Annotated in this window: 18 protein-coding genes; 5 read left to right on the forward strand and 13 right to left on the reverse strand. The window is 61.6% G+C overall.

The annotated features are described in order from the left end of the window. Positions 1–149 precede the first annotated feature (149 nt). Positions 150–428 (reverse strand): hypothetical protein, encoded by a 279-nt coding sequence (locus ACSQ3D_RS27365; RefSeq protein WP_436128949.1) that lies wholly within the window; start codon positions 426–428, stop codon positions 150–152. 114 nt (positions 429–542) lie between these two features. Between ACSQ3D_RS27365 and ACSQ3D_RS27370 the strand changes: the two genes are divergently transcribed. Both ACSQ3D_RS27370 and ACSQ3D_RS27375 read left to right on the forward strand, forming a co-directional pair. Next, positions 543–1,535: a GlxA family transcriptional regulator gene (locus ACSQ3D_RS27370; protein ID WP_436128950.1), complete on the forward strand. Its 993-nt coding sequence runs from the start codon at positions 543–545 to the stop codon at positions 1,533–1,535. 46 nt (positions 1,536–1,581) lie between these two features. Next, positions 1,582–2,301, forward strand: coding sequence for a Crp/Fnr family transcriptional regulator (locus ACSQ3D_RS27375; protein WP_436128951.1), 720 nt, complete (start codon positions 1,582–1,584; stop codon positions 2,299–2,301). Positions 2,302–2,359: 58 nt separating this feature from the next. On the opposite strand, the gene ACSQ3D_RS27380 is transcribed toward ACSQ3D_RS27375, so the two are convergent. The 12 genes from ACSQ3D_RS27380 to ACSQ3D_RS27435 form a co-directional block, all read right to left on the reverse strand. Next, positions 2,360–3,769, reverse strand: a complete 1,410-nt coding sequence (locus tag ACSQ3D_RS27380) for a dihydrolipoyl dehydrogenase (protein ID WP_436128952.1) — start codon at positions 3,767–3,769, stop codon at positions 2,360–2,362. 75 nt (positions 3,770–3,844) lie between these two features. Further along, the gene (locus ACSQ3D_RS27385; RefSeq protein ID WP_436128953.1) at positions 3,845–4,456 is read right to left on the reverse strand and encodes a 2-hydroxychromene-2-carboxylate isomerase; all 612 of its coding nucleotides are present in this window, start codon (positions 4,454–4,456) and stop codon (positions 3,845–3,847) included. A gap of 2 nt (positions 4,457–4,458) precedes the next feature. Beyond that, positions 4,459–5,142 (reverse strand): glutathione S-transferase N-terminal domain-containing protein, encoded by a 684-nt coding sequence (locus ACSQ3D_RS27390; protein WP_436128954.1) that lies wholly within the window; start codon positions 5,140–5,142, stop codon positions 4,459–4,461. Positions 5,143–5,352: 210 nt separating this feature from the next. Then, positions 5,353–7,362 carry a DUF3363 domain-containing protein gene (locus ACSQ3D_RS27395; protein WP_436128955.1) on the reverse strand — a complete coding sequence of 670 codons (2,010 nt, stop codon included), beginning with the start codon at positions 7,360–7,362 and terminating at the stop codon, positions 5,353–5,355. Between the two features lie 448 nt (positions 7,363–7,810). Continuing rightward, positions 7,811–8,410, reverse strand: coding sequence for a S26 family signal peptidase (locus ACSQ3D_RS27400; protein ID WP_436128956.1), 600 nt, complete (start codon positions 8,408–8,410; stop codon positions 7,811–7,813). After that, positions 8,407–8,952 (reverse strand): DUF2840 domain-containing protein, encoded by a 546-nt coding sequence (locus ACSQ3D_RS27405; RefSeq protein WP_436128957.1) that lies wholly within the window; start codon positions 8,950–8,952, stop codon positions 8,407–8,409. The genes ACSQ3D_RS27400 and ACSQ3D_RS27405 overlap by 4 nt, the downstream gene beginning before the upstream one ends. After that, positions 8,949–9,209, reverse strand: coding sequence for a chromosome partitioning protein ParB (locus ACSQ3D_RS27410; RefSeq protein ID WP_436128966.1), 261 nt, complete (start codon positions 9,207–9,209; stop codon positions 8,949–8,951). Before ACSQ3D_RS27410 ends, ACSQ3D_RS27405 begins: the two co-directional genes overlap by 4 nt. Beyond that, positions 9,206–9,844, reverse strand: a complete 639-nt coding sequence (gene parA, locus ACSQ3D_RS27415; RefSeq protein ID WP_436128958.1) for a ParA family partition ATPase — start codon at positions 9,842–9,844, stop codon at positions 9,206–9,208. Before parA ends, ACSQ3D_RS27410 begins: the two co-directional genes overlap by 4 nt. Before the next feature lie 265 nt (positions 9,845–10,109). After that, complete coding sequence (locus ACSQ3D_RS27420) at positions 10,110–10,976, reverse strand: replication initiator protein A (protein ID WP_436128959.1); 867 nt, start codon at positions 10,974–10,976, stop codon at positions 10,110–10,112. 26 nt (positions 10,977–11,002) lie between these two features. After that, positions 11,003–11,299 carry a helix-turn-helix transcriptional regulator gene (locus tag ACSQ3D_RS27425; protein WP_436128960.1) on the reverse strand — a complete coding sequence of 99 codons (297 nt, stop codon included), beginning with the start codon at positions 11,297–11,299 and terminating at the stop codon, positions 11,003–11,005. Between the two features lie 126 nt (positions 11,300–11,425). After that, positions 11,426–12,181, reverse strand: a complete 756-nt coding sequence (locus ACSQ3D_RS27430) for a DUF2285 domain-containing protein (RefSeq protein ID WP_436128961.1) — start codon at positions 12,179–12,181, stop codon at positions 11,426–11,428. 380 nt (positions 12,182–12,561) lie between these two features. Then, positions 12,562–12,912: a DUF2958 domain-containing protein gene (locus ACSQ3D_RS27435; protein ID WP_436128962.1), complete on the reverse strand. Its 351-nt coding sequence runs from the start codon at positions 12,910–12,912 to the stop codon at positions 12,562–12,564. Between the two features lie 315 nt (positions 12,913–13,227). On the opposite strand from ACSQ3D_RS27435, the gene ACSQ3D_RS27440 reads away from it, so the two are divergent. The 3 genes from ACSQ3D_RS27440 to ACSQ3D_RS27450 all read left to right on the forward strand — a co-directional run bounded on the left by ACSQ3D_RS27440 (position 13,228) and on the right by ACSQ3D_RS27450 (position 16,728). Next, the gene (locus ACSQ3D_RS27440; RefSeq protein WP_436128963.1) at positions 13,228–13,518 is read left to right on the forward strand and encodes a helix-turn-helix domain-containing protein; all 291 of its coding nucleotides are present in this window, start codon (positions 13,228–13,230) and stop codon (positions 13,516–13,518) included. Beyond that, positions 13,515–15,296, forward strand: a complete 1,782-nt coding sequence (locus tag ACSQ3D_RS27445) for an SIR2 family protein (protein WP_436128964.1) — start codon at positions 13,515–13,517, stop codon at positions 15,294–15,296. The genes ACSQ3D_RS27440 and ACSQ3D_RS27445 overlap by 4 nt, the downstream gene beginning before the upstream one ends. Positions 15,297–15,660: 364 nt before the next feature. After that, positions 15,661–16,728 carry a hypothetical protein gene (locus ACSQ3D_RS27450; RefSeq protein WP_436128965.1) on the forward strand — a complete coding sequence of 356 codons (1,068 nt, stop codon included), beginning with the start codon at positions 15,661–15,663 and terminating at the stop codon, positions 16,726–16,728. Positions 16,729–16,987: the final 259 nt, after the last annotated feature.

Raw genomic sequence — 16,987 nt, forward strand, 5'->3', positions numbered from 1 at the left:
CAGGCTCATGGGGAACTCCTTGGAATTTTTGGTCGGTCAATTGCCGATCCCCTATTAACCAACACCCCGCCCTATTCGTACATTGGCGAAATTGACTTTGTTTGTGCCATATCCGCCATCACGTACTGGGGTGCAGACAGTGGAGGCACTCAGAACGAAAGCCCAAATACGAAATATGCAATTCCGACCACGGCTACCATCGCCATGGCTAGGACGGCCACCAACGCGTACCCAAGATAGAAGTCCCGCGCTTGACCGGCCGGGACAACAACGAATCCCTGGCAGCCTCCCAGTACAGCAATCTGGTCGCCAGCTTCAAAAGCGGGATGAGGTCCTCTGTCATGAGAGTTCACATCCATCTGATGCCGCGAAGCCTGATCGCAGTCAGGAACATTGCTGCGCAATAGCGCAAAGGGTATTCCGCTCATCTCCGTGCTCCTTCTTGTAGTCGCTGGTCTAGAGGCCAGCAACGCTCATTAGGCAGACTTGCATAGGTTGGTGTACATTGTCGAAACTGACATGTTCTATGCTGTTTACGACGAATGACACGTGCTGCCATCCTGACCTTCGACGGCTGCTACGCCTCCAGCGTGGCTGGGTTTGCCGACATCCTTCAGATTGCGAACTCGCATCTGAAGCTCGGAAATGCACCAGCGTCGGCATTGTTCGATTGGCGTTTCGTGTCGCCGTCGGGCGAGCCGGCGATTGCCAGCAATGGACTGCCTTTGCAAACCCATAAGTTGGGACCACGTGAACGCTATGACTTGGTGTTTGTTCCCAGCTTTCACTATGGCGGGCACCGGCAGTTCGACCAGTTCCTCGACCGGCAAGCCGATGCCTGCGCATGGCTATCGGCGCAATGGCATACAGGAACATGGATTGCTGCGAACTGCACGGGTACCTTCATCCTGGCCCAGACGGGCTTGCTGGATGAACGCACGGCAACGACTACGTGGTGGCTGGAGCGGCAATTCAGGGCGAAGTTTCCGCGCGTCGACCTGCAACTTCGCCCCGTGATCACGGAGATGGATCGACTGATCTGCGCAGGCGCGTCAGCGTCGTACTTGATTCAGACCGTGCGGGTCATCGAGCGCTTTGCGGGGCCGGTCATCGCGTCCCAGTGTGCGAAGGCAATGCTGATCGACGTGAGCCAAACCAGCCAGATTCCCTACCTTCCATTGCTGGCACAAAAGAACCACTCAGACGAGCTGGTGCATCGAGCCCAACGTTGGCTGCAGAGCAACATGACCAACGACCTGAGGATCACCGAGCTCGCCGATACGCTCGCGGTCAGCGGCAGAACCCTTATCCGGCGCTTCCGCAGCGTTTTGGATCAAACGCCCCTGGCCTATTTGCAAGATCTTCGGCTAGAAGCTGCACGCGCACTGCTCGAGACAAGCTCACATAGCGTAGAAGAAGTGGCGAGCCAGGTTGGATACAGCGACACCAGTTCCTTCTCCAGACTCTTCCGTCAACGCATCGGGATGAGTCCGGGAGCCTACCGCGGCCGCTTCCAGATGGACTCCTCGATCTAGGCCGGATCAACACAGTTGCCAGTGGCTGAGGCGTTGCAAACGAATGATGGAACACAGAATCATCCAAGCATCCATAGTGGACGACCCTTCCATGTCAAGCTTAGCCGACTTCCTCGGGAAGTGGCCATGGTTCCACACGCTCTCCGCCGAACTTCGGGCCATGACGCTAGGAACGTCAGCGGAGATTAAGGTGGCCGCTGGCGAGTATGTTGCCCGCGCCGGCGAGCCCAGCGCATACTGGTACGGCGTCATGCGCGGCCACCTGCAGATGTACATCGTCGGCCCTGAAGGAGACGAGACGACGCTGTACTACCTCCGGGAAGGAGAATGGTGCGGCGACGGCTCCTTGTTGAAGAGGGAATTGATGCAGTACGACCTGCGCTCACTAACCTCCGCACATCTCTGCCTTGTTCCTGCGAACACCTTTAATGTGCTGCGCAGTTCGTCACTTGAGTTCAGCAACTTTCTTTGCGATGTCATGAACGCCCGAATGGGCGAATTCGTCGGGATGCTTGTGGCGTCGCGCCTGCTGGGGCCTGAGAAGCGTGTTGCGAAGGCACTCCTGATGCTCGCCAAGAACGGAAGCGAAGACGCGCTCAGGCTGTCGATCCATCAACACGATCTGGCATTGATTTGCGGGCTTTCGCGCCAGCGAGTGAACATGGCGCTGGCATCATTCAAGCAGGATGGAATCGTCCGTACCGAAGGCACCAAAGGATATTTGGTCGTCCACACACAACGCCTGCGCAACTACATCGGGATTTGACAGCGCGGCCACGCGTTGACAACGTACGGCTGCGGACCGAGACCGGACCGTGCCGCACTCAGCCGAGAAAGGCTCCCACCTGTTTCCGATCGGGCATGGCTCGTGCGAGATTCCGCAGGCCCGTGCGCAAGCCCTCTTCGATGACAGGGTGATAGAAGGGATATCCGAGCATCTCGTGCACAGTGTCACCACGTTGGATGGACCAGGCCAGCAAGTGGGCGACATGCTCTGCAGCAGGACCGATCATTTCCGCCCCCAGCAGTCGCCCGGAGCCGCTTGCCGCATACAAGTGCAATGCCCCTTTGTTCTTCAGCATGACTCGGCTGCGGCCCTGGTTGGCGAAGGACACGGTGCCAACCGTGAAATCCACGCCGGACTGGCTCAACTGAGCATGCGTCTGGCCCGCCACCATGATCTGTGGATCCGAGAAGACAATGCTCAAAGGGGTGCGGCGCTTGCGGCGCCGCACCTCCGGATATCGCCCTGCGTTGTCCCCGGCAATGCGTCCTGAATCAGCAGCTTCATGCAACACCGTCAACTCGTTGGTGACATCGCCCGCAATGAAGACATGGCTCTCCCCGACGCGACCCGTTTCCTGGTCGTAGACCGGAAAGCCGTCCGAGTCGATTGGAAGCGTGGTCCGCAACAGATCCAGTCCATATAGGTTCGGACTCCGGCCGCTGGCGACCAATACCCGTTCAAATCGCTGCGTGTCGTCGCCAACGTGCACCAGTACCTCGTCACCGTCACGGCTCAGGCGCAGACCTTTCGCCTCCATGTGCACAGGAATTTCATCGCCGATGATCTGCGAGGTCAGCGTCTGCAAGGCAGGGTCTGTCAGCGGCCCCATGCGATCGCTGCGCCCGTACAGCTTCACCCTGACCCCGAGGCGATGCAGCGCCTGGCTCAACTCCAACGCGATCACGCCTGTTCCCAGCACGGCAACTGAATCCGGTAATGTGGTCCATTCAAAGACATCGTCATTGACAATCAACCGCTCACCTGCGGCTTGCCGCCACGGCGCCGGCACGTTTGTACGGGAGCCGGTGGCAATGACAATGCGCTCGGCAACCACCTGGGTGTGCTCGTCCACCTGCAGAGTGTGGTCATCCAGGAATCTCGCATAGCCACGCAAGCGATGCTCAGACGGCCAACCTCCCACTGCGTCCACGGTGAATCCGACGAAGCGATCACGCTCATCACGAACGCGCTTCATCACCGCCGTGCCATCGACATGGACCGCCTCAACCCGAATGCCGAACGCATGGGCTTGATCCGCCGCATGCGCGGCCTCGGCAGCTGCGATCAGCAGCTTGCTAGGCATACAGCCGACTCGCGCGCAGGTCGTTCCGTATGGCCCACCCTCGATGACCAGAATACTGGACGTATGGGCAAGGGTTGCCTTGTAGGCAGACATCCCGGCGGTCCCCGCTCCGATGATCGCCACATCCACATGAACTCTATTCATGAACCACTCCAAAGAGAAAAGAGACTGGCCGCTAAACTCTGAGAAGCTAGAAACCGCTGGGCACAGCGTTCGACGCTACCCTTTTTCGGGCGCATCCAGGATCGCCGACTCGAGCAGATCCATGCGGTCTCCGCCCCAGAACATCTCGCCCCTGTAGATGAAAGTCGGGGCGCCAAACACGCCTAGCCTCTCTGCATGTTCGAGCGTCCCCGCCAATGCTCTTTCTGCGTCTCTTTGCAGGAACTCGCTCCACTCCGAAGGCGAAAGCCCCGCGTTGACCAGAGCCGCCTCTACCTCCGCGGGAGATTCCAAGTCGAACTCGCGCCGCCAGAATGCAGCGAGCACCGGGTCGCAGAACTCCCAAAGCCGATTCCTGGCCTTTGCAAAAAGAATGGCCTGGCTCGCGAGCGTCGGATTCCAGAGCTTCGTCGTGGACCGCACCGTCAACCCCTGCAGCTTTGCGAGCCGCCGGCAATCCATGTACAGGTACTTCAGCTTCGCGACGTCGCGGCTTGATCGCTGCTCGACTTCCCCACCGTACGCGGATTGGAAGTCCGTCACATAGGGCCACCATTCGAAGGCGACGCCGCTGCGCTGAGCAAGCGCGCGGGCCGGTCCGAGCGCGAGGTAGGAGTACGGGCTTCGCAAATCGAAGAACGCTTCCACCCGGTCAGTGTCGATCGACATGCTTAGCGGTTCTTCTTGAAAAGGTTGAGCTTCGCTTCGTCGGACTTCGTCACGTCCACCCATTGGTCTCTCAGGAGATCCAGGCCGCGGCCAACGCCAGGGCGGCTGCGCACCCGGCCATACCAATCCTGCACACGGGGGAACTCGTCCAGCGGGACACCGGTCATCTTGTGGATCCGGATCCAGGCGAAGCTGGCCATGTCGGCAATTGAGTACTCATCGCAGATGAACTCGCGACCTTCAAGACGGTCATCCAGAACCTTCAAGAGACGTCTTGTCTCCGTCTGGTAGCGTGTGATGGCATAGGGCACCTTTTCAGCCGCATAGCGGAAGAAGTGCTGGGCCTGGCCCATCATCGGACCGATCCCACCGACCTGCCAGAACAGCCACTGCAGTACTTCGCTGCGCTGGCGCAGTTCGGTAGGGAGGAAGCGCTTCTCCTTCTCCGCCAAGTAGACCATGATGGCGCCAGTCTCGAAGACCGTGAACGGCACGCCACCGTCGGACGGTGCGTGATCCACGATGGCTGGTATTTTCCCGTTCGGATTGATCGCGCGATAGCCGTCTGTGTGCTGGTCGCCTGCGGTGATGTTGATCGGAATGGCCCGGTATGGAATCTCCAGTTCCTCAACCAGAATCTGCACTTTGTGCCCGTTCGGTGCCGCCCAGCTGTATAGATCTATCATCCTGTCTCCTTTTGTATGAAGCTGATCCACTCGGGGTCTGTGGATACCCAACTCAAACTCCGTTGCAGGTTAGCAGGGAGAACTGAAGGGTGATGTCTTTGCAACGACAGATCGGCTCTGGAGTACTGGACGTATTCAGTCACAAAGGTTGATGCAGACCGACAAGTTGACTTCTCCTTGCCAACGATTCCTGCTGACGAAGTGATCTATTCATATCTGTCTTTCAAGCCCCCCGATACCCTTTCCTAGTGATCTACCGATCTCCCAAGATACCCCACTGCCGCGCACCGTTGCGGCGAGTTGCTGCCCCAGCCGCAGCTCGATTACCGGCTTCCACGGCACCAAGCTGAACCCCATGCCGTCATCGAGCATGGCGTAGCGCCCACTGGCGAGCATGACGCTGCGCCGATAGATACCGGTCACGCGCTGGCCATCGGCTGACGGGCGATGCTCCAAACCAGATTCCGCGCTGATGCCCTTGGCGGCTTGCGCCACCTCCCTGTCGCGAAGCGTTCCCAGCAGATTGCGCGCGAGAATCACGCGACGCCCGCGTCGCTCGACCAGTCCTTGTTCTGCCAGAAAGTCGGTCCGCTTCTGGAGCGCATCCTTGACCTCGCTGCCAAAGCCCAGGTCGCCCAACCCCTTGCCGCCACCGATCAACTGCTGGTCCAGCCAGGTTGCACCGATCACACGGGCCTGTCGCTCGATGGGTAGTTGCGATTTCAACTCCACCGCCACGCCACCGAGGCGCTGCGCGTCGTAGCGACGGCCCTGCTCGGGTAGGTCGTCCGGCACCTTCCAGAGCCCTTCAATCACACGCTCCACGATGCCGGCGCGGCGCAGGGCTTCCAGCCTGCGAACGTGGGCCGCAACCACCTCTTGCGGGTCCCGCCCGGTCGGGGCCCGTCCCTGCACAATCGCCAAGTGATGATCCGTGCGGTACAGGCCACTGCTTGCCAGCGCTGCAATGTTGCGGTCGGCCGTGCGCACGTCAGCCGAACCGCGTACCTCCACCACAGCGCCGGTCGGGTAGTTCGCGGGTTCGTCGCGGGCGTTGAGCGCGACATAGTGAGCTTTGCCGTCGATTCCGTCGATGACGAGATAGGCCCGGTCGCGCAGCTCGTCGGCCAGACCCTTGGCGACCACGCGGCCGATGACCGTGCGGCCACCTCCTTCATCTTGACCAGGCTCGAAGACAGTCAGTTCACGCGGCTGGCCGCTCATGGCGCGCTGCATGGTGCGGATGATGTCGCCACGCTCGCCCAGAGCGCGCAAGGTCTTCTCGGCATCAGCATGGATGGCCCAGGTACCGGGCTGCACCTCATCGACCAGGCCCAGTCGCTGCAAGCGTTGCAGCCGACCGATCAGCAGCGAGCGCTGGCGTTGCAGCCGCGGTTCATTGAAACGTTCTATCTGCACCCGGCCGTTTTCGCCAAGTTCGCGCATCAGGGTGCGATCCAGACTCGTCCACCGCTCTTGCGTCACCTCGCGCTGCAATGTCTGCTGAATCTCCAAATCGGTGCGTGGCCCCAGCCATTCAGTCGCAAGCTCGGCGGCGCGATGGCGGAAGCCATCGGCGATGTAGTCGCCTGCAATGATGAGGTCTTTGCCCGTGTCGTCGCGCCCGCACACAACGATGTGCGTGTGCGGGTTGTCGGTGTTCCAGTGATCGACCGCCACCCATTCCAGGCGCGTGCCCAGGTCGGCCTCCATGCGGCCCATCAGGTGCCGGGTGTAGGTGCGCAGGTCTTCCAGCTCAGCCCCATCCTCGGGCGAGAGGATGAAGCGGAAATGGTGCCGGTCGTCGGCGCAGCGTTCCTTGAACGCATCGAGGTCGGCTTCTTCCGTCTGCGGCCCATAGGCTTGGCCCGGCGCCCCATCACGACCCACGCCGTCGCGCTCGATGTAGCGCAGGTGCTTGGCGAGCGACTGCGGACTGGCCTGGCGCTGGTTGACCAGCAGCGTCTTGATGGTCACGCGCCGCGACATGGGCGTCAGCTTCGCGCCCGCGAAGCGCGCCGCCGTGTGGCCGCGTCCCAGGCGCGAACCGGGACGCTGGCCGGCGCCCGCCCCCTTGCCCGTTCCCCGAGGAGAACGCACCGAGGACTTGCCGCTGCTGGCCTTACCGGCCTGCTTGAGCACCTTGGAAACGAAGCCCTGGCTTCGGTTCTTCGGGGCGCTGGGGCGAATGCGGAAATCGTCATCACGACGGTCGCTCATGACAGTCTCCTCGTGAAGCTACAGCGTGTCCCGTCGTGAGAAGCACGCGGACACGCCAGCATCGGCGCGTGCCTCGCACCCCACGCGGCACGGCGGCGAAGCCGCGCCGTGCCGCGCCACCCCCACGTGCAGACTGGCTTTGCGGGCGGCTGGGTGCCGCCCCCTTTTGTCTTGCCTTCCGCCTTTGCCCTGCGCTTTCGCTCGGGGTCTCGGCGGCCCGGCGGCGCTGCGCTGCTCGCAGCCGGCCTGCCGGCGAACGCGGCCATGGCCGCAGGCCGGGCGCGTTCGAGACAAGACACCAGCACATGGGGAGGCGGCGCCGGATGCTGCGCGAAGTGCGGTGCGAACGCACACGCACTGCACGCGCAGCGACACGGCGACAGCCAGCGGAACGAAACGCCCGATGGCACAATGAGACGCACCCAAAGCCGCGACGAATCGGCAGCAATCATGGGCGTTTCTCCAGCCGGACTGGATGCGCAACACCGATCACGGTGGATGCAGGAATCGGCCCGAAGTACCGGCTGTCGAACGACGCCGGGTTGGTCATGCTCAGCAGGAATAGCTCGCCAGCGTAAAGCCGCCGGCACTGCTGCCAGGATGACAACGGCCGGCCCATGCGATCAGCCGGCAAAACAGCGGCCACCGGTACTCTGTCGATGCGCACGCTATTGCCAACGATGCACACCTCCTGCGGTGCCACCGCGCCCACTCGCTTGAGCAACGGAATGCGCGTCGGCAGGTAGCCGCGCTGCGCGGCCAGCGCGGCGGCATCGGCCGGAAGCCGGGCCAGCACGATGCTACCCACGGCCAATGGTTGTGGCAGCGAGACGGCCTGATGGGCGATCAGTTCGATGCGATACCAGCCGACCGCCACGCTGTCGGATGGGTTGTAGATCAGGCGCGGCAGTGGCGACACAAAGGACGCCCAGGCCAACGCAGCAAGGCCGCTGACAGACAGGCTCACCAGTGCGATGCGAGTGCGCCAGCGCGAGGGAGAACGCGGCGCGGTTCCCATGGCGTTGGTAGACGTGAAAGCCGTCGTCATGGCAGAGCCCTCCCCGCCAGCCACGCCGCGTGCCGTTCTACGGTGTATTCGGGCAGCGCCAGGCGTGCAGCGAGCCGGTTGCCCAGCGTGCGCCAGTACGCGGGCGACACGTCGTTTGCGGCGATATCCAGCGCCTCGATAGCGTCAATCTGGGCCAGCACAGTGCGCACGGCCGGTTCGCCCTCGGCTTGCAGCAACAGCCGAGCACCGGGCAGCACGCCAGGGATGCGCTGTGCCACCTCCAACGGCGTGCATGCCTGCATCACCATGAGCTGCCATCGGATCGTTCCGAAGTCGTTGGCATGCCAGCGGATGCGGCAAAACACCGCGCCGGACGGGAACAGGGCGACGCGCCGCCAGCGGTCGAGCCAGATGGTGCGCACCGGCTCGCCGAAACGCAGATACAGGTCGATGCGCTGCTCGACGTAAGCGAGCGATACGCGGGTCAGTGATGTGGTGGGAGCCCTGTGGTTGAGCACTGCGAGCGACAGCGCAGTTACCGGGGATGCCAAGGTGGTGGCCGTCAAAGCGTGAGCGTTCATGGTGTGTTCTCCGGGAACTCGCGTTCCAGCAGCCCACGCAAAAGTTCGGCCACGGTCACGCCCTGCGTGAAAGCAGAAACCTTGATGCGCGCGCGCATTGAGGGCTCGATGTCGAGGGTCAGGCGCGCGGTGTAGACGTCGCCTTTCCGAAGGTCGTCGGCTTCGCCCTGGCGAACCCATGCCTCGGCGTGCGGGTTCGCGGGCGGACGTGCGCCGATGCCGATGCGCTTGCCGCGCACGAGTCGCTCCGTGGTCATGTCGGCCACCGCAGCAACTCATCGACCAGCGCGGCGATCTCGCGCGTGGCGGCGCTGCCGGGTGCCGTCTCGCGGGCCAGCCGGCCGGCGGCCACGCTGTCGGCGAAGACGATGCGCTGATGCACCTCCGAGCGCAGCGCGGGGAGCGGCTGGTCAGCGAGCGCCTGGCGCGCTTCACGGCCAATGATGGTCGTGCTGACGCGCCGATTGATGGCGAAGGCCGCGCGCAGCGCTGGCCGGAACACCTGTGCCTCGCGGATCAATGCCACCATCTCGGCCGACGCCCACAGGTCGTAGGGGCTGGGCTGCACCGGAATGAGCACGCGCTCGGCCGCCAGCAGCGCCGAGCGCGCCAGCGCGGCGATGCGCGGCGGGCCATCGATGACGACGTGATCGGCCCTGCGCGCCAGCTCGGGCGCTTCCTGGTGCAGCGTCTCGCGTGCGAGGCCCACGGCGCTGAACAAGCGCGGCAAGCCCGGCTGGGCGCGCCGCTGCGTCCAATCCAGCGCCGAGCCTTGCGGATCGGCATCCAGCAGAACGACTTGCTGCCCGCGCATGGCAAGTTCGCCAGCGATGTGCGTGGCCAGCGTGGTCTTGCCCACGCCACCTTTCTGATTGAGCAAGGCGATGATCACGGCGCAGCCCTCCTTGCTGGAAAGCCGGGTTCTCTTCGCCGGGCGAAACACTGCGAGCTGTGCCTTTCGGGAGTTGTCCACCGAAACGGCGCGCTTCTACTAAAAGTTAGAGAAACTAAGTTAGGGAAGTTAGAGGAGCCTGGAACCCTCGCCGTTATTGGGCTTCCGGCTGGTTTGCACGCCTGATAGCACGATAGGGACACGCCTGATGGCACGATACCCGGCACGCCTGATAGCACGAGGGCATTCACGGCTTGTCCCGCGGTTATCCCCGTGCCTTTTGCGGCACGGGCCGGAAAGTCAGCAGTTCGCCCCCGCCCTCGGGCATGCGCACGATGCCCATAACGTAGCCCGGCATCGACTGTCGCGCCACCAGCGCGCGCAGGTCGCAGGCGAAGTCGTAGGGCTTGGCCGTGCTGCCGGACTTGCGGTGCAGGTGCTTGAAGTCGAATTGCCAGCCGCCTGGCTGTCTGCCGCCGTGCTTGCGCACCAAGCGGTACAGCCAGCGCTCGATGCCGCCCGTGAGTCTGAAATACGCAGGGTCGATGGTCAGCACCAGCGCCGCGTCCAGCACGCCGGCATAGAACCAGTCCGGCAGGATCAGCTCGATGCCCAGGGGTATGCCGCGAGCGTCGGCCAGTTCCTTCCACTCGTTGATCCACGAGAAGCGATGCAGGCGCCGCCCGGTCGTCTCGCGGATGGAGGTAGCAACCGTGGTCGATTGCAGCCGGTCCAAGGCGGCCTTGAGGCGCTGGTAGTCGCGCAGCGATGTGCCACGCCCGATGAAGCGCAGGATCTCGTAGGGCGTGGCGCGCATGAGCCGCGATGGGTGGATGCCCGCGTCGCGCGCTTCCACGATCTGACTCGCGGCCCAGATCAAGATGTCGGCATCCCAGATCGTGGCGATGCCGTGCTCCAAAGTCCCCTCCACGCGGATCGTCACGCCGCTGGCGCGGAAGTCGATGGGCTGAATGCGCTTGGACTTCGCCAGCGAGAAGAACGGAAAGGCCATCAAATCCTGGCTGTCGCGCGGTGCCATGTCGCCCGGCAGCGCGCGGAACAGGTCGAGCTGCTCGCGCTCCGGCGCTGATCGCTGCCCCGAGGATCGGGACGGCAGCAGAGGGCTGGGCATGGCGATGGCCACCGGTGAACCGCCGGTCAGCGCGCACGGCTGTCAGCCGAGTGGTGCTCGGCGTATTCGGGATCGGACGTGGCCTCGAAGCTGCGCTGGTCGGCCCAGGCGTCCAGGTCGGACACCGCGTACATGACTCGGCGGCCAAACTTGCGGAAACGCGGGCCGCCGCCGATCACACGCTGCTTTTCCAGGGTGCGTGGCGACAGGCGCAGGTGTTCGGCGGCCTCGTCGTTTGTCAGGTAGCGTTGGGGGTGTGCTGCAGCAGCGGGTTGCGGCGCCGTGTTGTGCACGGCAGCAGGCCGCAAGGGAGTGGGTCGCATCGGGTAAGCCTCCATCGGTCAGGAAAGACCGGCTGCACGAGCGCAGCCAGATGGAGGCAGTCTCAAGAAAGGGATGCGTTCCGTTCAGGGTCGTTCTGCCGCGAAGGCAAAACGACCCTCCCCAAGTCATTGGAGTTGGGCCAAGCGGCGATAGCCGCCGCGCATCAGCGCCAGGCCGCGTCGCACCAGGCGGCGCACGCGGGAGCGCAATCCGCCATCGGCGTGCCAGCCTGTTAGCACCGCCTCGGTGCCGAACAGCCCTTCGGCGACCTCGCGCAAGGAGGCCCCCGCCAGCGTTGCGTCGAGCGCCTGCAGGGTATGCAGCTCCTGCAGAGCCGTCTGCGTCGGCCGTGGCCGCGCCGCAGCTGCAGGTACTTCTTCGGGGACGGTGGCCAGCTTGTCCATCTCTGCACGGAGCATGCAAGGGCGTGTGCAGGGCACGATGCAGGTGCGGGTGGCGTAGACGTAGGCCATGCCATCCTCCAAACCGGGTGCCAAGGTCAGGCGCAGGCAGCAGCCTGGCCAGCGCGCGGCGAGCATCAGGCGCCGGCCATCGTGGACCAGGTGCTTTTGACCGGGAATACGCCAGAACTCGAACTCAGTGGCATCCGGCGGAGGATCGATGTCGGGATGGAGTTGCGCCACGCAAGGGTGGCCTGCAAACCAGGTGGGATGGGCGTCGCGCGCATCCAGGGCCGGATCTTCCATCAAGTGAAGCCCCCAGCTGGAAGCGACCTCCTGCGGGCTGCCTCGCTGCAGCCAAGCACGCTGGTAGTCGGGATGGCGGCGCAAATACTCCCAGGCCAGCGCGAGGTCATCCAGGTGCAGTACGTAGAGGTACGCCGCAGTGGGATACCAAGGCTCGGCGCTTCGATCAACCATCAAACAACCCCCTGTTGGACAGAGATCGCCGCAACGGTGGTTTGGGGGCTGGAGCTTCGCCAGGGCCCCTCGACATCCCTCCAGCAGAGGGATAAACTCAGCTGTAACGAGCGGTGTCAATTGTCAAGACTGATTGGCTCCGAAGACCTGCACGACCTGTCCGAATGCGACGGCTGCACTTCTCCGCAATGGGGCGCAGCACCGCATACCGTGCCGCAAGCCGCGCCGTGCATTGAGTCCGTTTGGGTCAGAACTGCACCGTGTTGGCGCAAGAGTGCTGATTCAGACCCCAGCTGTCTTGAATCAGACCGAGAAAGTCACAATGCACTTTCTCAACCCCTGTCTTCTGATGTCTCTATCTTAGGAATTTGTGGCTTGAACTAGTCAGGGATTGATCCGTCAAGCTGCGCCAATCGGACGTATTCCGACAGAGAGCGTGATGCGCGAAAGTACAGGTCGCGCATCACGGGCTTTTGATGCGGCCCGACGATGCCTGCCAGGTCGGAAAGCTTGACGGTTCCCAGCTCCGGCATGCCGATGCCGAGATCAATGAGTCCCCAGGCCGTATCGCCATCCGCCGGGTCGAGTGCAGCCAGCAGCCAGGTTGCGTGTGCATCTGGCGTGAGCAGCCGCACCACGGGCAACGGATCAGTGTCGCTGCCAGTGGCGCGGGCTGCGCCGTTGGCGAGCAGTTGGACCCGCTGGTCGGCGGTGGTGAATGGCTGGGTCATGGTCAGGAACCCCACGAAACCGAGGATGCACGGAAGTGCTTTTGCGCGAAAGCGGGAAACCACTGAACCGGATGCGCACTTTCGTGCGCAGACACGGCAGCGCAACCCGCCGAATCCGTACATGCACGGACACGGAAAAGCGCAATTTTGCGAACCAGCGAAGGCACGAATCAAGTTCCCCGGTTTTGTGGAAATCCGCAGATACGGCTTCTTTAAAGGCTGGAAGTCGTAGGGCGCTCATCAAAATGAACACTATAGATTGTAGCCCTATAGGGCGCAATCGAATGTCATCTTGGGCTTTGGAAACCCATCTGGATGGCTGCGAAACACTCACTGGCGAAGGCACTGAAGACGGTCAGAAAAGCGCGCGGCTTGAGCCAGGAAGCGTTCTCTGACGTGTCCAGTCGAACCTATCTGAGCTCTCTGGAGCGTGATCTGAAGAGCCCGACGCTCAACAAGCTGGTCGAGTTGTGTGAGGTAATGGCGATCCATCCAATCACGCTTCTGGCATTGGCGTACTCTGGGAACAATCACAAGAAGGCGGACCAGCTACTCTCGCTGGTTAAGCACGAGCTTGAACTGCTGGCGCAGGCTGACGATCAATGACACTTCTCCAAAACGACCCCATCACCCAACTTGCATTTTCCGTCTACGAGAACAAAGGGGTCTTCGCTGTCCTCCTTGGGTCCGGCCTGTCTCGTTCCGCAGAGATTCCAACCGGTTGGGAAATCACACTGGATCTGGTGCGCCGCGTGGCGACCGCCCAAGGCGTCGAGGATCAGTCTGATTGGGCGAAGTGGTACCGCGAGAAGACGGGCCAGGAGCCGAACTATTCAGCACTGTTGGAAGAGATCGCCAGCTCACCCGACGAGCGAAGGGCGATCTTGCACCGCTACATAGAGCCAGACGAACGGGATCGCGAAGAAGGTCGAAAAATTCCGACCAAGGCGCACCACGCGATAGCGCAGCTTGTTCGTTCCGGTCACATTCGGGTCATCGTCACGACCAATTTTGACCGACTCATGGAGAACGCCCTTCGAGAGCAAGGGGTCGAACCCACGGTGGTGTCTTCCACCGATGTCCTGGCGGGGGCAGAGCCACTGACGCACAGCCGCTGCTATCTACTCAAGCTGCACGGCGACTATAAGGATGCTCGTATCCTGAATACCGATCAGGAACTGAGCGCTTACCCGGATAGCTACGACAAGCTGCTTGATCGCATCTTTGATGAGCATGGTTTGATCATCTGCGGTTGGTCGGGCGATTGGGACCATGCTCTGCGGGCGGGCTTCCTCCGCGCGCCGAACAGGCGCTATCCAGTGTATTGGGCTGCCCGGGGTGCGCTGGGAACGGGTGCAAGCGAGTTGGCTGCCCAGCGCAGCGCCAAGACGATACCGATCTCCGGTGCGGACGAATTTTTTCAGACGCTTCAACAGCGAGTCGAAACGCTGGAGCAGAGCCAGCGTCAGAATCCGCTGAGCGTCGAATTGCTAGTGAATAGTACGAAGCGCTACTTGGCGAAACCGGAACATCGTATTCAACTGGACGAGTTGCTTTCACAGGAAACTGAGCGGTTGATGGCGCAGCTCGATGGCAGCCAGTTTGCGCCCCATGGCCAGTGGAATCAGGAAGAGTTCCGATCACGGGTGCGGCAGTATGAGGCGCTGGCAGAACCTCTGACGCGCATGGCTGGCGTACTCGGCAGATGGGGGGATGGTTCTGAACTGACCACGATCCTTGACATTGTCAGAGGGCTGTATCTGCAGGCAGAAAAAGTTGGAAACGGCCTGGCGGTTTGGCTGGGCGTGCGATCTTATCCGGCCGTCTTGATATTCACTGCTTATGGAGTCGGCCTGACGCGCTCGCAGCGATGGAAGACACTCCATGAACTGCTGGTTGCGCCGTGGCACCGGGAGTATCGTGACCCGAAGCGAGTAGTTTCCACGCTGTTTCTGGATGAGTGGAAGGGAGCAGAGAGTGGGGTTTGGAAAGAGTTGGAGGGTCTGGATCGTCGCAAGACCCCTCTCAGCGATCATCTGTTTGACGTGATGACGAACTGGCGATCCAGCTTTGCTGGTGTATCAGCTGAATTTGAACTGGTGTTTGAAAGATTTGAACTGCTTGCCGCTCTTGCCTATCTAGAGGAAGACAGCGAAGCGAGTTTGGAGCAGGCCTTTACCAATACGCCTCACGGCCTGTTCGCCCGTATGCCCATGGGGCGCGTTGGATGGCATAGCTCGTCAGCCAATTCACTCGTCCTGGAGCTTCAATCGGAAGCGACCATCACGGCTTTGCTGGACGCAGGCTTTGCGCGGAATAGCCGTCGCTTCTTGGAACTTTCCATCGAGAGTTTCAAGCGCTACGCGGGCAAGATGTCGTGGTAGCAGTCGCCCCGCCGTGATGGGTAGGGTACGCCGATCAATGGAGGCAAGCGAAGGGAGCGGCGGCGTCGGCGCGAAAGCGTGAGAGTTGAAGCCAAATGGTCGTGACGCAAAGACGGCTCGGGGCGGAATACAGCCTGAAAGCCCGGCGGCGTTGCGCGCAGAAACGTCGAGGCAGTCCAAATTGGACCAGCGTCGTGGACGTCAGCACGCTTGATCGATGCAGGCGAAATCAGATTAGTTGGGATCTGAATGCCTGGAGATCCTGAGGTCAATTTATGATTGCTGGGCACCAACTAAGCACATGCGCTGTCACTTCAACTTCAGTAAGTTGGCCCAACCAAACACAAAAATCATGAGTCTCGGGATGAAGAGTTTCTTAAAGGTGGTACAGGGGATTGCCCTCCTTTTGTCTTGTACAGTGGCATCAGCCAGCACACTGACTCCTTCCTGGAGTTCAGATGGGAAAATAATCGTCAAGTTTGAAGGCAAGATCGAGGAAAGCGATCCCTTTCGTCTCACACAAGTCCTGAACGCAGCCAAGGCTAAGAACTTCCCAGTCTGGGGACTCTTTCTCAAGTCCGACGGAGGGAACGTCGAGGCAGGTTTGCAGTTGGCATCAATCATCCGTCAGAACCGCCTATCTACCCATGTGGGTGCCAATGACGTTTGTGCGAGCGCCTGTTTCTACTTGTTTGCTGCCGGCATTCATCGGTGGGCCAGCACACACGCTCGAGTCGGAGTGCATAGTGCCTCAGAGAATGGCCTAGAGACAGACAAAGCGAAGGCCGCCACGATCCATTTTTCCAGGGAACTCGCCGAAACACTGGACGTGCCTGATGCCATTCTCGGCAAGATCATCAGGACACCTCCACAAAGAATGTACTACCTGACGCCGCAAGACCTGGGTACCATGGGCGTACAGTTCGTGCCCACACCAGCCAGCAAGATCCAGAACATACTGGCTGATGCCGGCATCAGTGCCCAGAAAACACGTGATCCAGTTCAAGACAGAAAGCGCGCGCGCGAGCTGAACCAACTTGGGCTTGATGAGATGCGTGACGGTCGTCGCGAAAAAGCCATCATCACGCTGACCGAAGCCGCGACGCTTTATCCGTTCGATGCGGAAATTCTTGGAAACCTTGGCTACGCACAGTACTTGCAAGACATGCATGAAGCAGCCCTGGGTACGCTGCTGACGGCTTTGAAAGTTCAGCCCAGCCGTGCGATGACGCTGCAAAACCTCGGCTTGGTGTATGCGGAACTAGGTGACGCCCCGCGTGCAGCGCAATATTTCCTCACCTACTTTAAAGCCGCCAAAGACACAGGCGCTGCCCTGGATACATTGCAAAAGTGGGCTTCCGACACGACTCGCTTGCAGCGCGCACAAGCAGCGCTGCACGCACTGAAGTTACTCAATGCGCCTGGCGTGTGATGCAGGCTCGGCGAGCTGGCTCTAGACTTCAACACCGGGTGCGGCCACTGCCGCACCCGGATTTTTGAATCCATCGGCCCGTGGGTGTCAAGCCCACGGGCCGATGCTGACGGCCTTCATTTCTTCGTCTCAATGAGCCACCACACGGCACGCGGCAAGGCGCGTCCTGTGCTGGGGTGAATATCCGTGAGTTCAGCACGGGCCATCCTGCCCAAGGGCGGACGGTAGCCGCGCACATCGCCCTCACCGTGCCAACGGC

Origin of the sequence: Acidovorax sp. LjRoot117 (assembly GCF_964252695.1) — a bacterium.
GTDB lineage: Bacteria > Pseudomonadota > Gammaproteobacteria > Burkholderiales > Burkholderiaceae_C > Acidovorax.

Excerpts from the sequence above, each read along its gene's own strand:
- ACSQ3D_RS27450 (WP_436128965.1), top strand. The coding sequence starts at position 15,661 with ATGAAGAGTTTCTTAAAGGTGGTACAGGGGATTGCCCTCCTTTTGTCT.
- ACSQ3D_RS27370 (WP_436128950.1), top strand. The coding sequence starts at position 543 with ATGACACGTGCTGCCATCCTGACCTTCGACGGCTGCTACGCCTCCAGC.
- ACSQ3D_RS27380 (WP_436128952.1), bottom strand. The coding sequence starts at position 3,769 with ATGAATAGAGTTCATGTGGATGTGGCGATCATCGGAGCGGGGACCGCC.
- ACSQ3D_RS27385 (WP_436128953.1), bottom strand. The coding sequence starts at position 4,456 with ATGTCGATCGACACTGACCGGGTGGAAGCGTTCTTCGATTTGCGAAGC.
- ACSQ3D_RS27445 (WP_436128964.1), top strand. The coding sequence starts at position 13,515 with ATGACACTTCTCCAAAACGACCCCATCACCCAACTTGCATTTTCCGTC.
- ACSQ3D_RS27435 (WP_436128962.1), bottom strand. The coding sequence starts at position 12,912 with ATGACCCAGCCATTCACCACCGCCGACCAGCGGGTCCAACTGCTCGCC.
- ACSQ3D_RS27390 (WP_436128954.1), bottom strand. The coding sequence starts at position 5,142 with ATGATAGATCTATACAGCTGGGCGGCACCGAACGGGCACAAAGTGCAG.
- ACSQ3D_RS27410 (WP_436128966.1), bottom strand. The coding sequence starts at position 9,209 with ATGACCACGGAGCGACTCGTGCGCGGCAAGCGCATCGGCATCGGCGCA.
- ACSQ3D_RS27430 (WP_436128961.1), bottom strand. The coding sequence starts at position 12,181 with ATGGTTGATCGAAGCGCCGAGCCTTGGTATCCCACTGCGGCGTACCTC.
- ACSQ3D_RS27425 (WP_436128960.1), bottom strand. The coding sequence starts at position 11,299 with ATGCGACCCACTCCCTTGCGGCCTGCTGCCGTGCACAACACGGCGCCG.
- ACSQ3D_RS27395 (WP_436128955.1), bottom strand. The coding sequence starts at position 7,362 with ATGAGCGACCGTCGTGATGACGATTTCCGCATTCGCCCCAGCGCCCCG.
- ACSQ3D_RS27420 (WP_436128959.1), bottom strand. The coding sequence starts at position 10,976 with ATGCCCAGCCCTCTGCTGCCGTCCCGATCCTCGGGGCAGCGATCAGCG.
- ACSQ3D_RS27375 (WP_436128951.1), top strand. The coding sequence starts at position 1,582 with ATGGAACACAGAATCATCCAAGCATCCATAGTGGACGACCCTTCCATG.
- ACSQ3D_RS27400 (WP_436128956.1), bottom strand. The coding sequence starts at position 8,410 with ATGACGACGGCTTTCACGTCTACCAACGCCATGGGAACCGCGCCGCGT.
- ACSQ3D_RS27405 (WP_436128957.1), bottom strand. The coding sequence starts at position 8,952 with ATGAACGCTCACGCTTTGACGGCCACCACCTTGGCATCCCCGGTAACT.
- ACSQ3D_RS27440 (WP_436128963.1), top strand. The coding sequence starts at position 13,228 with ATGGCTGCGAAACACTCACTGGCGAAGGCACTGAAGACGGTCAGAAAA.
- ACSQ3D_RS27365 (WP_436128949.1), bottom strand. The coding sequence starts at position 428 with ATGAGCGGAATACCCTTTGCGCTATTGCGCAGCAATGTTCCTGACTGC.